Raw genomic sequence first — 15651 nt, 5'->3', positions numbered from 1 at the left:
CCTCGATGCCCCACGGAGAGGACGTTCCGCCGCCTCTCGCCGAGCTGTTCGTCGTCGACAGCCCGCAGGACCCGCGCCGGTCCACGAGTCCAGGGGCGGTTGACTTTTGGCGAAGACTCAGTGGGCGGGTTTCCCGAGACGTCGAGACGCTCCACCATGTCTCGAGCGTGGACATGCGTCGACTGCTGCAGCCCGCGTTCTTCTCCCTTGTTCGGTGGCCGGGAGAAGCCCGGCCAGTGGTCACGTCGGCCGAGTCGTCGCCGACAGCCGACCTGCGCGCCTCTCTGCGCGATCTCGACGATACAGCCGAGGAAGCAGCGGAGGAAGGCTTTCCGCAACCGTCCCAATTGGCACTGACGAACGCCAGACGCCTGCTACAGGATCTCTACAGGCTTCGCCCTTCCCGTCTGGAGGCTTATCCGACGCCAGACGGCGAGGTCGCCCTCGTTGTGCCGGGCGGGCACGGGCGGTCGGTGCTCGTGCTATGCGACTCACAAGGCGGCGTCCTGTGCTCGGTCAACCTGAACGGCCAGCATCGCCGCGCCCGGTACGACACCGCAACCATGCTGCCTGACGGCTTCGTACGGGAAGCAGTCAGTGACCTGGACGAACCGGACCAGACCTGGTGAGCGTTCCTCCGGAGATCGGTTCTGATGAAGAACTGGGGCGGCATGTCTTCTCGCACAGACACGCCAACCGCGCTCTTCGATCAACCGTTCCCCACCACGTATTCCTGATCCAGGAGGGCAAGACCCGCATTTCCGTCGACAGACTGAGCATCGCACCGGCGCCCGACGCTCTTGCCTTGGCTGAAGCGAACGCCGCCGATCGAGGTCGTGCGTTCCACGGTTGGGCGACCGTGGATGCCGGAACGGCACGTCGCAACGACCGCAACGTGATGGCCACGCCCATACCCAACAAGAATCCGTACCATGGCGACATCGTGCTACCGGAATCCGCCGCCGCGGATCGGGAGGAACAGACGCGACACGCTCAGGAGCTAGCCGACGCGTCGCGCTGGTTACCGCGTCCGAGTCCCCTCGTTTAAGTCCCGGCGGGGAGAGGAACGCGGATGGTGCTGGAGCACCAGCTCGGCGTCGCTCGCGAAATCCGCGACGGCAAGCGGTCCCTGGCCAAGCGCCCGGCGTTCACGGCGGTTGCCATCGTCTCGCTGACGCTCGGCATCGGGGCCAACACCGCCATCTTCAGCCTCGTCAACGCCGTGATCCTCCGCGATTCGCCGATCGAGAGGCCGGAAGAGGTAGTCAACCTCTACCTGCACCAGGCATCGTTCGGGTTCGGCGCGTTGTCCTACCCCGATTTCGAGGATGTCCGCGACGGCGCCGCCGAGGTGTTCAGCGACATCGCGGCCTCCCATTTCGTGCCGTTGACGATCGACCGCGAAGAGGGCGGAGGCGTCGGGCTGGCGCCTGCCGAGGCGGTCACCGGCAGCTACTTCCCGATGCTGGGCATCGAGGCGGCGGTCGGGCGCACCCTGCTGCCGAGCGACGACGTCGCGCGCGGCGGGCATCCGGTCGTGATGCTTGACTATAGCTACTGGCAGAGCGCATTCGCCGGCGACCCTGACGTCGTCGGACAACCGATGCGCGTCCGCGGCCGCGCGGTCGCAGTCGAAGGACCCGTTGGCCGCGCTGGAGGAGGCCACCGCGGCGCGGCGGCGGAAGGAGGAGCGGGAAGCTCGTCTGCGGGACCTGCAGCGTCGGCCCGGGGGGCGCGAGATCGCGATCGCGCACCTGGCGGCGGTCGTCCCGGCCGGGCAGAGCCGCTGGAGGAGCAGGTCGACGCGGCGCTGACGGCGGCGGAGTCGGATGCCGGGCAGCTGGCGCGGGCGGGCGCGGTCCACGGCGCCCGGTGGAGCCGCCTCTACTACGTGGCGGCGGCCGGTGCGTTCGGAGAGCGGTTCACCCTGGAGCAGGTCGACGCCGTGCTGGCGGACGCGGAGTCGTTCGCGGAGCGCACTCGCGGTCTTTCGCACGCGGGCCGCGCGGTACTCGGGACGGCAGTGGAGGAATGCGGGGAACACCCGGCCGTGGCCGAGCTCGTCGCCGCGCTCGAGCGAGCGCAGGAGGCGGAGCGCGAGGACGAGGAACGGCGACGGGAAGAGGCACGGCGGCGCGGCCGGGTCGCGGGTCGAGAGAGGGACATCCGCGCGACGAAGCACGGGCCGGTCTGGCTGGGCGAGGCGACGGAGCGCGTCCTCCAGGGGGCCGATCGGCCGCCGACGTCGACGAGCGGGAACGGGTCGTCGCGGCCGTCGGAGGGTGGGTCCGCCACGACCTCGATCACCGCCGGAAGGAACTCCGCTCCACCGAGCAGGGCGCCTCGTTCCTGGAGGACGCGCGGCGCCGCGCTGGCGCCGTCCAGACGCAGGCGGCCGAGGAGCAGGTCGTAGATGCCGCCGCGGCCCGCCTTCGCGAGCATCAGGCGGCCGAGGAGCCGCGGCGCGCGGAGCAGGCGGAGCGGAAGCGCAGGGCCGAGAAGCGGCATGCGGCGTTGACGCCCGCCGGGCGGGAGCTGTACGACGCGCGGCTGACGGACCTCGCCGACGAGCGCGGGACGGGCGGGCCGTCGATGTCTTCCGTCGAGCAGGTCCTCGACGAGACGGAAGCGGACAGCCGGTTGCCGCGTCGTGAGGCCGTGCTTTAGGACCCCGAGCAACGGTCCTACTACCGCAGCGAGTTCGGCGCGCCGTGTCGGACCGGAGCACGCTGGAGCAGGTCGACACGGCGTTGACCGCGACCGAGTCGTTCGCGCGCCGGAAGCACACCGTCTGCGGTACCGCGGCGGCGGCAGCAGTGAGCACCCCGACGGCGGCGCGCTGTACGCGGCCGCGTGCGAGTCGCGGGCCCCGGGCTGGCGGCCGGGGTGGAGATCGGATCGGCTGTGCTCGACGCGGTCGTGGCGGAGGTGGAGTCTCGACTCGCCGAGAGGGTCTGGCAGGCGGCCGACGAGGTGGAGAAGCTCGTGCCGGCGACGCGGCCGTATCCCGACGCCCGGCCCGGCTACCGCGTTCCCGCGCTCGCCGACGACTTGCTCGGCGAGCTGCTCCGGGCGGACGACGACGCGTTCCACCGAGCGACGGTCGTGGAGGTGGGCGAGCGCTACCGGCGCCGGGCGGGTCACGACGTACCCCGCGGCGACCGGTACGACGGCGGTGCTCGGCGCGACGCGCAGCAGGCGCTCCTCGAGGACGCGGGCGATGGAACGGTGCTCGGCGGACCGCCCGGAGTGGTTGGTGGTCCTGGCAGCCGTGCTCGAGAAGTACCTGTCGAAGCTGCGGGAGTACTTCCAGGTGGCCTGCGACAAGGTGCTCGGCGGAGAGCTAGGCGAACGCCTCGCCGCGCATCGGGCGCAGGTGCGGCAAGCGGCCGAGGCGGCGCTGCCGACGACGTCGCCGCCTGGACCCGGCCCGGGGGTTCCCGCGGTGTCCGACCAGACGCTGGCGGTGGCTGCCGACGGCACATCGCTTCCGTTCGTCACGGAGGTGGTCGTGGAGGTGGGCGAGCGCTACAAGCGCCGCGAGGTCGAGAGACGCTACACCCACCTCGAGCGTCGCCGCGCAGAGCGGGGCTATCTGCACGACACCATCGACAGGCGGATGCGGTCGCGGCCTCGTTCCTCCGCGCGGTCGGCCGTCGAGGCAGAGGTGTTCGCCGGGCACCGGCGGAGCGTGCTCGAGGTGTTCGAGGTCGCCTGCGACGAGGTGGTCGGCCGCGGCGAGCTCGGCGCGCGACTGCGGCAACACCGGGAACGGGTGCAGCGGGCGGCGGACAGCGTCGAGCAGGCGATGGCCCGGCAGCGCGTGCCCAGCTTCCCGGAGGAGACGCTGGCTGCGGTACGCGCCGGGGTCGACTCGTTCCTCCAGGAGGTCGTCGAGGTCGTGCGGGAGCGCGACGACCGCCGTACGCCCAAGGAGAAACGGCAAGACGATGTCGCCCGCCGCCAGCGCGAGGCCGAAGAGGACCGTCTGGCCCCGCTGATCGAGCGGGAGCTGGAAGGCCGGCGGGAGGCGTGGCGCGCGTCAACACGGCGGGCCGCGCGGGAGCGAGCCATTCAGGGCTACCGCTCCCGGATCATCAGCATCTTCACGGCCGCGCGCGACGAGGCATTCCGGAGTGCGTCGCCGCCGCCGGTTCCGGAACGACTACCATCCGGCGAAGCGAAGCCGCCTGCCGCAGCGCCGAGCCCCGCTCTCGACGACAGCGAACCCGCGCGTCGAAGCGGCCGGAACCAGTTCCGCCCGACGCGCTGACTGCACGGGCGCGGGTCGCGCCGCCGAGCGGAGTGGGTGACGCAGACCGACCGCAGCTCGTCGCGGTAGCCGGCCGGGCCGACGATCTACCTCCGCGAACCGACGGGCGATCGGGCCTACCCCGAGTCCGACGACCGGGTCCATCGGCCGCGGCGCCGTCTCCGCTCGCAGACGGCGGCCCCGACCGCGTCACCGCCCCACAGACCGCGGACCGTCGGCGGGCTCATCAGCCCCGTCGGTCGAGCGGCGCAGCGTGACGATGACATCGTTGCCTCGCAGTCGTGTCGTTCTAAACCAGATTCAGGATCTTCCCGGAGTTCCCGGAGCGATCGAGGCGACGACAGCGGAACCTGCCGAGCGGCAGTGACCGGTCCTGCTGGCGAAGTGTCGAGGCGTCCGTCGCGTCCGCGACCGCCGCCTCGACGTTCGAAGGGTCGACTCCGAGGCTCTGTGCGGGCGAGAATCGATCCATGGATCCCGTGCTGGAGGATGTCCTCGTCGAGTTGCTGGTGGACCTGCCGGCCGACGCCGACATCCCGATCGTGGCCAGTGCGCCGGAGCGGACCTGGCTCTGGTCGGACCTGCATCTGTCGGACCCCTCGGTGCTGCTGGGCTGGGGTCGGCCGTTCCGGAGCGTCGAGGAGATGAACCGGCACCTGCTCCGGAGCTGGAGGCGTCGCGTCGGCGCCGAGGACACCGTCATCTGCCTCGGCGACGTCGCCCATCCGGATGCCTGGCGCGATGATCGCCTGGTGCTCGACGTGGCCGAATGCCCGGGCGAGAGGCTCCTCGTCCTCGGCAACCACGACCGCGACGTTTCGGCACTGCGTCGAGCTGGTTTCCACAAGGTCTGCCGGACCGCGTTGTGCGCCACCACTCCGCCGCTGGTGCTGACGCACGTACCACTGCTGAAGATACCGGCCGGAGCCGTCAACGTCCACGGCCATCTGCACAGGGCCGCCGGGCCGACCGACCGGCACGTCAATGTGGCGGTCGAGCACACCGACTACGCGCCCGTGGGGCTGACGTACGTGCTCGAGCTTGCCCCCAGGCGCCGGGAACCGAGCGTCGCGCTACGGTTGGATTTGCCGTAGGGATTGGGTCGCGTGGATCCTGACGGCGCAGCCGTGGTCGGCGCTGTCGCTGGTCCGGTCGCCACGGCCGGCAGACACCTCGTCAACGGAAAGCTAGACAGGGAGACGAATCATCTCCTGCCACCGACATGGTACTTTCCGCAGCATGAGCACGGAGGCCACCGCGACGCCGATGCGCCTGACGCAGGCCCGCATCGGCGACACCGCTGTACGACGGCAACGGCACCCGGGTGGCGATCGTCAAGGCATTCACGACGGTGAATCGCGAGACCGGGGCGACGGTCCGCGCCGTCGACTACCAGGTCATCGGTGGGGTACCGAAGAGTTTCGCGTGTATTCGGACGACGAGGGCGACGTCGGCGCTGGAGGCGCGTCGAGACACTGGTTACGACGCCCTCGTGAAGGGTTCGTGCGCGGGTTTCTACGCAGGCCGGTTCGCCGGGCCGAGTCTGTGGCCGTGAACTCATGATCGAGCAAACGGATCTGCTCGGCCGCCTGGAGCGTGTCGAGAAGTCGAGGGGTGGCTGGACGGCGCGGTGCCCGGCCCACGACCACCAGGAATCCTCCTTGTTCATCTGGCACGAGGACGGGGTGCGCTGGCGCCTGGAGTGCTGCGTCGAGCCTGCACGGCGCGACCTCGGCTACGACCACCCGATCGCGGAGCTACGCACCGCACTGGGAGACCGTAGGCTCCGCCGTCGGTGTGAACATGGGGAAGGCCGATGAAGCTCAGGATGTCCTGGCTCGACCTCAAGCTGGCCGGCAGGATGCTCTCGAAGTATCCGGGTCTGACACTCGTCGGCGGCTTCTCGATCGCGTTCGCTATCGCGGTCGCGGCGATGGCGTTCGAGTTCCTGACCCAGTTGGTCTATCCGTCCCTGCCGGTGTCGGGGGGCGACCGCATCGTGGCGCTGCGCATGTGGGATGCGGCCGCGAGCCGTCCCGAGCGGCGGGCGTTGCACGAGTTCATGCTGTGGCGCGACGAGCTTCGCTCCGTCGACGACATCGGGATCTTCAGCCTCATCGAGCGGAACCTCCGGTGGCAGGACGTGGCCGGTGCGCCGGTCCGGGGGGCGGCGATCAGCGCGGCGGCCTTCCGTGTCGCAGGCGTCCCCGCACAGCTCGGCCGCACGCTGGTCGCGGCCGACGAAGCGCTCGGCGCGGCGCCGGTCGTCGTGCTGGGGCACGACGTTTGGCGCGGCGCGTTCGCGTCCGCCCCCGACATCGTGGGAAGCCAGGTTCGCGTGGGCGGACAGCCGCACACGGTGGTCGGCGTCATGCCCGAGGGCTTCGCGTTCCCGATTTCCGAGAGCTTCTGGGTTCCATTCCAGTTGACCTCGTCGAGCCATCCGCCCCTGGAGGGCCCGCCGGTTCGCATCTTCGGCCGTCTCGCGCCGGGCGCGAACCTGGAGGGGGCGCAAGTCGAGCTGACCACCGTGACCCAGCGGGTCGTGCTCGGCAATCCCGACACGCACCAGCAGTTACGGGCGCAGGTGCTGCCCTTCCCCAACGAGGTGATGGACATCTCGAACGCCGTGTCCGTCGGGCTCATGTCCAGCAATGGCCTCTTCATCCTGTTCCTGATCCTGATGGCGGCCAACGTGGCCCTGCTGGTCTTCGTGAGGGCCGCCACCCGTGAACGGGAGATCCTGGTACGGGTCGCGCTCGGCGCGGACCGTGGCCGCGTCGTGGCCCAGCTCTTCGCCGAGACGCTGGTGCTCGGCCTCGTCGGCGCCTTCGTCGGCCTGCTCGCCACGGGCATCTCCATGCGGTGGGTGTTCCGCACGTTCGAGTCGCTCGAGGGCCAGTTGCCGTTCTGGTTCGGCCCGAGCCTCTCTTTGACCACCGTGGCGTACGCCCTCGGGCTGACGGTGCTCGGCGCCCTGGTCGCGGGCGCCTTGCCCGGGTTGAAGATCACCGAAGGCAATCTGGAAAGCCGTCTGCGGCAGTCCAACACCGGGCTGCAGAGCACCGGGGTGAGCCGCCTCTGGTCCGGGATCATCGTCGTACAGGTGGCCCTGTCCGCGCTGGCGGTGCCGATCGCCTACACGGTCTTCACCCAGATGCTGGAGAAGCGGGGCCCCGAGGTTCCCTTCGACGGAAGTCGATACGCTTCGGCCAGGGTGGAGATGGACCGGGAAGACGAGCTCGGTGCGGGGCCGCAGCTCTCCGAGGAGGAGTTCGCCGCACTCTACCGGGAGCGGTACGAGGAGCTGCGGCTGCGGCTGGAGGCCGAGCCGGGTGTCGGAGCCGTGACCCTCGCCAACCGTTTCGCGCGGATGTCGCATCCGCAGAGCGCCATCGAGGTCGAGACCGACGGCGATCTCACCCCTCCGAGGACCGCGCCGAGGGTAGGCACCGCCTCGGTCGCCCCCGACTACTTCGACGCGCTCGATACGCGGGTGCTCGCCGGCCGCGGGTTCAACTCGGGCGACGCCGATTCCGACCAGGGTGTGATCATCGTCAACCAGTCGTTCGTCGACCGCGTGCTCGGCGGGCGCAACGCCGTCGGTCGCCGGGTGCGGTACGCGCCCCCACCCGGACGGGACGCCGACGCCGAGACCGAACCCTGGTATCGGATCGTCGGCGTGGTTCCCGATCTCGCGATGCTCGCCGAGGACTCGCCCGACGGCGCCGGCCTGTACCACCCGCTCGCGCAGTTGCCGGCCTACCCCGTCTACGTGAGCGGAGACGTGGGGGGCGACGCACACCTGTTCGCTTCGCGCCTGCGCACCCTCGCCGAGTCGGTCGATCCCGCCCTGCGCCTCGACGAGATCCTTCCACTCGACCAGGTCGGTGGCTCGTTGATGCTGGAGCTGACGCTGACCTCCGCCATCGTCACGGGCGTGGGAGCCCTCGCGATCCTCCTGTCGCTCGCCGGCATCTACTCCGTGCTGGCGTTCCGGGTCGAGCGACGCACCCGGGAGATCGGCCTGCGCGCGGCCCTCGGCGCCGACAGGCTGCGGATCATCATTCCCATGCTGAAGCCCGTATTCGTCCAGGTGGGCCTCGGAATCTCCTTCGCCGTCGGCATCGTCTTCGCGCTGGGCGTGGCGCAGTCGGCGCGGGGCGCCGCCCTCGTCGCGACGTTCGCGGTCTTCACGTTCGTGATCTCCATCCTCGCGTGCGCGGTGCCGATCCGGCGTGCGCTACGCGTGGAGCCCACCGAGGCGCTGCGCGCGGGGATCTGAGCCAGAGCGGCGTCGGCGAACGACGCTCGCACACATGCTCGGACCTCCCCCGGTCCACCTCGACGGGCGCCAGCCCGTCGGGAACCTGTCCAGGAGTTACGGCGCCGGGCCACCGGCGTCGTGCCTACTCGCCCCTGTGCTCTGATCTGATCCGCTGCCGGACCGGCGGAGCTGCCCTCGATCCAGGACAGCCGGCGGAAGGAGCTGTGATGGAGCCGGACCGGCAGAAGTTACCCCGGCCGGAAGGCGTCGACAGAAATTCGGACGGAAAAACGTTCAGAGGGAAGTCCCTGCTCAAGCACGGGATCGATGATGGGGTGGACGCCCCCTCTTGACGGCATCGCAATGTGCCAAGGTGGAGCTGTCATGACGCACCACCTGTGAGGAGGCATCCAATGGAGCACGCTACCATCATCGGCATCGATCTGGCGAAGCGGAGTTTTCAGCTACACGGCGCGCGGGCGGACGGGTCGGTTGCGTTCCGCAAGAAGCTGAGCCGCAACAGGTTCCTGGCCTTCGTGGCGTCTCAGCCTCGATGCATCGTTGCGATGGAGGCGTGCGCGAGTGCGCACCACTGGGGCCGCGAGATCGGGAAGCTCGGCCATGAGGTGAAGCTGGTCCCGCCGGTCTACGTGAAGCCGTTCGTTCGGCGGCAGAAGAACGACGCGGCCGACGCGGCGGCGATCTGCGAGGCGGCCTCGCGGCCGACGATGCGCTTCGTGGCGGTGAAGTCGCGGGACCAGCAGTCGCAAGGCATGCTCTTCCGCACGCGCGATCTGCTGGTTCGGCAGCGTACGCAGACGATCAACGCGCTGCGAGGACACTTCGCGGAGTTTGGAGTCGTGGCGCCGCAAGGGCCGGCACAGATCGAGCGGCTTGCGCAGGCGATTGAAGATGCCGATTCGGGACTTCCGAGCCCGGTTCGGGAGCTGGGCGCGCTGTTGTTCGTTCAGATCGCCGAGTTCGACGAGAAGATCGCCGAGTTGGAGAAGGAGCTGCGTGAGCGGGCTCGCGACGACGAACAGACGGTGCGGCTGATGAGTGTCCCGGGAATCGGGCCGTTGTGCGCGATGGCGATCCAGGCCTTCGCGCCGCCGATGGAGAGCTTCCGGCACGGCCGGGACTTCTCGGCTTGGCTGGGCCTGGTTCCCCGGCAGAGCTCGACCGGCGGGAAGTCGAAGCTGGGCAAGATATCGAAGATGGGTCAGCGCGACCTTCGGCGGCTGTTGGTCTCCGGCGCGATGGCGACGGTCAGTTGGGCGGTGCGACGCGGCACGAAGGACCCGACCCGCGTATCTCCATACGGGCCCGCGGCGGTTCATGTGCCGCAATCAATGAGGCCGGACACACGACAGCACCTGACGGTGTGCACCGAACGACGGAAAACCCTCGCTCGGAGCGCTTCTACCTCGCGCACGGTCAACCCCGGCTGTCAACCCGCTCCGCGGGTCCTGCGCTACGCTCCGGCCCTTTGGGTGACAGCCGCGGCCGACCGTGCGGGAAGCGCTTGAGGGCCAGCCGGGAGGCTGGCCCTCGTTCCACGGGAACACTCGCGGCGCCGGGGGCCGCTCCGTTGTCGCGGACAACCTCAGGAGCAGACCGAGGGCAGGGGAAAGGGCTCAGAACAGGCTTGCATTTCGGAGGCGTCCACACACGACGAGTTGTTCACGGCACGGGGCCAAGGAGGCCCAACGGGGCGTCCGTCGCAGCCGTTCACGATGTTGCCGCTCGGCGCTGGCTCTTGCGGGCCTGTGCGGGGAATTCGCCTACATAGTGCCGACACAGCCACAATCGGCTATCCCGCTAAACCCTGTAAGTTGTTGATTTTGTTGGATCCCGGCGAGCGGACTCGAACCGCTGACCTGCTGATTGCGAATCCTGATGTAGCCTGTCCGGCCACGTCTGGAGGTGTCCAGATCGGCGTTTCCTTAGCGAATTCGCGACTTCCGGATCCAGCCAGGTCCAGAAATCGCACCCGTGTCCGCTCCGTAGGGTGTCAGATAGGGTGTCAAATCTCGGATGCCGCCGAGCGTAGAATTCACCGAAAAGTCGGGCTCGAATCGCGGTTGGGGAACGGCGGTCAGCGCGGTGGCCGATTCGCTCGTCGCTGGTTCCTGACCCTCTCGCCGACGGTCGGCGCGGCACTGAAGCGCGAGAGCCGGAACGTAGAATGCCGGTATGAGCGGCCACGAGTGTTACCACTGCAAGCAGTGGGTCGAGGAAGGCGAGGCGCACGAGTGCTTGACGACGATCGAGACAGGAGCCGAAGAGGTGGCTTCGCGAGACGAGGAGCGGTCAGTCGTGACTGACGCAGTTCGGCGAGTACCCGCTGGGGCAGTTCCGCGCCAGGAACCGCCGAAGGGTCCCCCCGAAAAGGGTCTTGGGGGCGGGGGCCACCGAGTTGTCATCTCGGCATCGGCCGCGGTACGCCTGCGGGAGGCGCGCGCCTTTCTCGACGCCTTTACCCCGGGGACTGAGATCCTTCTGCTCGGGGCCTCACGCAGAGCGGTCGACGATGTGGCCCGCGGCATCGGGATGGAGAACGCCGCGACGTTCGGCTTGCATCGCCTTTCGTTCACGCAACTTGCTGCGCGCTTGGCTGCCGCGAGCTTGGCCTCCCGCGGTTGGGCACCGGCGTCAACACTCGGCCATGAGGCAGTCGCGGCCCGTGCCAGTTCCGAAGCCGCCAAGGATGAGGCGCTCAAGTACTTGTTGCCCGTCTCGAGTGCGCCCGGATTTCCCAAAGCCCTCGCCCACACTTTGCTCGACCTTCGGCTGGCTGGCGTCTCAGCCAACCCGCTGACGCGGCTGCCGCAGAGCGGGCCGGATCTGGCCGGCCTCCTGGACCGGCTGGAAGAGCTGATGGTACTGGCCGGCGTCTGTGATCGCGCGTCGCTGTTCGACGAGGCGACCAGGGTCCTGACCTCGCCCGACGCGTCGTGGCTGCCGATGCCGACGCTTCTTCTCGACGTGCCCTTCGATTCCGAGGCTGAGGCTCAGTTTCTCTGGGCTGTGATCGAGCGATCTCCCCAGACGTGCCTCACCATCCCCGACGGCGACCTGCCCGCCATCACGCAGGTTCGCGAACGGCCGCTGCCATCCGAATTCCTGGATGAAGACGAGGGTACGGATCTGACGCGGCTGACACGACACCTCTTTCGCCTCGATCCTCCGCCAGAGCGCGAACCGACAGGTGAACTGGTTTGGTTCTCGGCGCCGGGTGAAGGTCGCGAGTGCGTCGAAATCGCGCGCCGGATACTCGTGGAGGCTGCCGCTGGCGTTCGCTTCGACGAAATGGCTGTTCTCGTGCGCTCCCCACCGCAGTACCAGGGTGTACTTGAGCATGCACTGGCGCGCGCCCGGATACCCGCCTACTTCGATTCCGGGGTCCGGCGCCCGCACCCCGCCGGTCGCGCTTTCCTGGCGATGCTGAACTGTTGCGTCGAGAACTTCTCGGCGAAGCGCTTCGCCGAATACCTGTCGCTTGCACAGGTCCCGTTGAATGTAGACGGACGGGAGACTTGGGTTGAGTCGAGGGACGAGGTGCTGAGCGCGCAGCCGGGGCGCTCACCGGAAGGCGCCTCCCACAATGGCATTCTCGATCCGTTAACCGGGGCCAGCGAGAGGAGCTCAGAGGGCCACGAGACCGACGTTGACCCTTCGGCCATCGTCTCGGGCACGCTTCGGGCTCCCTGGAAATGGGAGAGCCTACTCGTCGAATCGGCCGTGATTGGCGGCAGCGAGCGCTGGGTGCGCCGGCTCGACGGCCTCGCCGAGCAGTATCGGCTGATGATCCGCGAGCTGAAGGACGACGACCCGGATTCGGCCCGTATTCCGCACATCGAGCGTGAACTCGCGAACCTCCAGCACCTTCGCGCGTTCGCGCTGCCGCTCGTCGAACACGTATCCGACTGGCCCGACCAAGCTACGTGGGGCGACTGGTTGCGGCGCCTCGAGGGGTTCGCACCGCGAGTACTTCGGACACCAGAGCACTTACTTCGGGTCCTTGCCGACCTGCGGCCGATGGCGACAGTAGGGCCAGTGTCGCTCGCCGAGGTCCGGGACGTCCTGTCCGGTCGCCTGCTGTCGCTAGCGGTGGAGCCGCCGGCCGATCGCTACGGCTCTGTCTTCGTGGGCAGCCCACACCAGGTCCGCGGCCGCGCGTTCCGCGTCGTTTTCGCCCCGGGGTTGGCAGAGCGCCTGTTCCCTCAAAAGCCGCGAGAGGATCCCCTGCTGCTCGACGAACTGCGGCACGAGCTTACGAGTGGCCTTGCCGTCCGGGACAATCGCGCCGAGCGCGAGCGCCTGCTGCTGCGCCTGACGGTGGGCGCGGTGACCGACCGCCTCTATGCGTCATTCCCACGGATCGAGTCGTCCAAGGCACGGAGCCGCGTGCCGTCGTTCTACGCGCTCGAGATCATGCGTGCGATCACCGGGCGAGTGCCCGACCGCGAGACGCTTGAGCGGATGGCGGCCAGCGAGTCTCAGGCCAGCCTCGCGTGGCCGGCGCCGGCCGAAGCGATGACCGCCATCGATCCGTTCGAGCACGACTTGTCGGTGCTTCGCCGGTTGATGTTCAGCACGGGCGAGGTAAAGGGGCACGCCCATTACATGCTCACGCTCAACGAGTGCCTCAAGCGTTCGGTCACCGAGCGCTGGGCCCGAGCAAGGCGGGTTTGGTCGAAGTTCGACGGGCTCGTGCGCGTGACCGATCGAACGCGCCCTTTCCTTGAAGGGCAGCGATTGACTGCTCGGCCGTACTCAGTGTCGGCGCTCCAGCTGTACGCGGCCTGCCCGTATCGCTTCTTCCTGTCGGCCGCGTACGGGTTGGCTCCGCTCAAGGAGGCCGAGCCGCTCCAACGCATGGACCCGCTGACGAAGGGCAGGCTCGTTCATCAGGTGCAGGCCGAGTTCTTCCGCGCTGTCCAGCGCGAACAGATCGACATTGCCGCTGCGCAGGTGGAGCGTGTGCTCGATACACTCGACGAGACTCTCACACGCATTGCTGCGGACTACTACCAGCGTCTGTCGCCAGCCATCGATCGCGTCTGGCACGACGAGATTGCCGCCATCCGCACGGATCTCCGCGTTTGGGTGGATCAGTTGGCGTCGCACGGCGAATGGAAGCCCTGGCTCTTGGAGTTCGCGTTCGGCCTGCTCGGGCACGCCGGCCATGATCCGAAGAGCCTGCGCGATCCAATCACGATTGACGGACGGTTCGTCCTGCGGGGTGCCGTGGACTTGGTCGAGCGGAAGCCGGGAACGCGGATTCTGCGCGTAACCGACCACAAGACGTCGAAGAACCGCTCGCCGCACCGCTGGGTCATCGACGGCGGCACGCAGCTCCAGCCGGTCCTCTACAGCCTCGCGGTCGAGGAGGCGACAGGGTGCAGCGTGGAGGCGGGTCGTATCTCGTACTGCACATCGGCCGGCGGCTTCACCGACCATGTCGTGCCGATGGACGATCGGGTGCGGCGAACTGGTATCGAGGTGCTTGAGATCGTGGATCGCGCCGTTGAGTTTGGCATGCTGCCTCCCGCACCGACGGAGGAGGCCTGCACTTGGTGTGACTTTCTTCCGGTTTGCGGTCCCGATCAGGAACGGCGCGTGAAGGACAAGCCGCTTGATCCGATCGGCGATCTCCTCGAGTTGAGAGGACATCGCTAGTGCGGTCTGAACGTGGCTATCTTGAAACCTCTGCTGCGTCGAGCCTCAAGGGTTGGGCGAGGACGATCTCCGGTCCCGAGGTGAGTGTCTACGGCCGTTGCCCGGACTTGGTCGCCTGTAGGCCTAGCCGCCGTCGGTCAGCCGGGACACCGGGGTTTCCCAGGCGCTCGAACGGTGCGAGGAGCCAACCGCTCGGAACGGTGGGAGGAAGCGCAGTTCCTGGACGATGACAACGAAAAAGCAGACGTCGGCGCTCGCCGATCAACGCGACCGCGACCTCATCACCTCGGCCCTCGACGACACGCTGATCGTCGAGGCCGCCGCCGGGACTGGCAAGACGACCGAGCTTGTCCACCGCATGGTGCGTGTGATCGAGACGGGCCGCGCCGAGGTCACCGAGATCGTTGGCGTCACGTTCACCGAGAAGGCGGCCGGCGAACTGAAGTTGCGGCTTCGCGAGACGCTCGAAGCGGCTCGGCAGGCGGCGGCACCCGCGTCCAAGAAGAGGAATCGGCTGGACAACGCGCTGCGCCGGTTGGAAGAAGCGCAGATCAGCACCATTCACGGCTTCTGTGCCGACTTACTTGGCGAGCGGCCCGTCGAGGCGCAGGTCGATCCGCTCTTCACAGTGCTGACTGAAGCTCAGGCCCGGCGAATGTACAACACCAGCTTTCAGCACTGGCTCCAGGAGCAGCTCGCCGATCCGCCCGAGGGCGTGCAACGTTCTTTGCGACGTCCAGTGTTCGCCGGCTTCCAGCCTGGCTCCGGCACCCACGAGGCTCCGATAGAGCGCCTTCGTAACGCCGGCTGGGAGCTGTCGCAATGGCGCGACTTCCACGCGGGGTGGCAACGTCCCCCGTTCGACCGGGAAGATCGGATCGATGCGCTGGTCGAGCGGCTGCACCGGTTCGCTGATCAGTCAGCCAGCCCTACGAGCCGCTATGACCACCTCTTTGTGGACACCAGGTCTGTGCGGCGGCTGAGTGAGGACATCCACCGCACCGAGAGGGTGACACAGCGCGACTATACGCGGCTTGAGAGCTTGCTCATCGAGCTCGGCCAGAACCAGGATTTCAAGCGTGCTCGCAAGGGCCGAGGTGAACACTACGGCCGTGGCATTTCGCGTACGGACGTTTGGCAGATGCGTGATGCGCTCCAGACCGAGCTAGGCGAGTTCGAGGCCGATGCGAACGCTGACTTGGCTGCGCTGCTGCGCGACGAACTGCGGACCTGTGAGGAACGGTACGACAATGCGAAGACGAGGGCCGGAGCGCTGGATTTTCTCGACTTGCTGCTCAAGGCGCGGAATCTCGTCAAGAACGACGACGGGGTGCGACGAAGCTTTCAACAACGCTACAAGCATTTGTTCGTCGACAACCACTTGCGCTCCGCATACGCCGCTCGGCCTGCCGGCGTCGCCAGCTTC

At 68.3% G+C, this 15651-nt stretch carries 8 protein-coding genes and 1 pseudogene; all 9 read left to right on the top strand.

Translation table 11 applies throughout. The annotated features are described in order from the left end of the window. The first annotated feature begins 173 nt into the window (after positions 1–173). Positions 174–629 carry a hypothetical protein gene (locus tag F4X11_15605; GenBank protein MYN66434.1) on the top strand — a complete coding sequence of 152 codons (456 nt, stop codon included), beginning with the start codon at positions 174–176 and terminating at the stop codon, positions 627–629. After that, positions 626–1048 (top strand): hypothetical protein, encoded by a 423-nt coding sequence (locus F4X11_15600; GenBank protein MYN66433.1) that lies wholly within the window; start codon positions 626–628, stop codon positions 1046–1048. Before F4X11_15605 ends, F4X11_15600 begins: the two co-directional genes overlap by 4 nt. 24 nt (positions 1049–1072) lie before the next feature. Next, a complete protein-coding gene (locus F4X11_15595; protein ID MYN66432.1) occupies positions 1073–2413 on the top strand; it encodes a hypothetical protein in 1341 nt (446 codons plus the stop codon). 807 nt (positions 2414–3220) lie between these two features. Next, complete coding sequence (locus tag F4X11_15590) at positions 3221–4273, top strand: hypothetical protein (GenBank protein MYN66431.1); 1053 nt, start codon at positions 3221–3223, stop codon at positions 4271–4273. Between the two features lie 470 nt (positions 4274–4743). Then, positions 4744–5367, top strand: coding sequence for a hypothetical protein (locus tag F4X11_15585; GenBank protein ID MYN66430.1), 624 nt, complete (start codon positions 4744–4746; stop codon positions 5365–5367). A gap of 722 nt (positions 5368–6089) precedes the next feature. Further along, complete coding sequence (locus tag F4X11_15580; protein ID MYN66429.1) at positions 6090–8558, top strand: FtsX-like permease family protein; 2469 nt, start codon at positions 6090–6092, stop codon at positions 8556–8558. Between the two features lie 395 nt (positions 8559–8953). Next, a pseudogene (locus F4X11_15575) lies at positions 8954–9967 on the top strand (IS110 family transposase). Positions 9968–10736: 769 nt separating this feature from the next. Continuing rightward, the gene (locus F4X11_15570; protein MYN66428.1) at positions 10737–14225 is read left to right on the top strand and encodes a PD-(D/E)XK nuclease family protein; all 3489 of its coding nucleotides are present in this window, start codon (positions 10737–10739) and stop codon (positions 14223–14225) included. A gap of 226 nt (positions 14226–14451) precedes the next feature. Further along, positions 14452–15651 (top strand): AAA family ATPase (locus F4X11_15565; protein ID MYN66427.1); only part of this gene is annotated, 1200 nt, incomplete at its 3' end.

It is taken from the genome of Acidobacteriota bacterium (assembly GCA_009861545.1).
Taxonomy (GTDB): domain Bacteria; phylum Acidobacteriota; class Vicinamibacteria; order Vicinamibacterales; family UBA8438; genus WTFV01.
The sequence above is the reverse complement of the archived record's forward strand: the minus strand, read 5'-3'. Positions and strand labels throughout refer to the sequence as shown.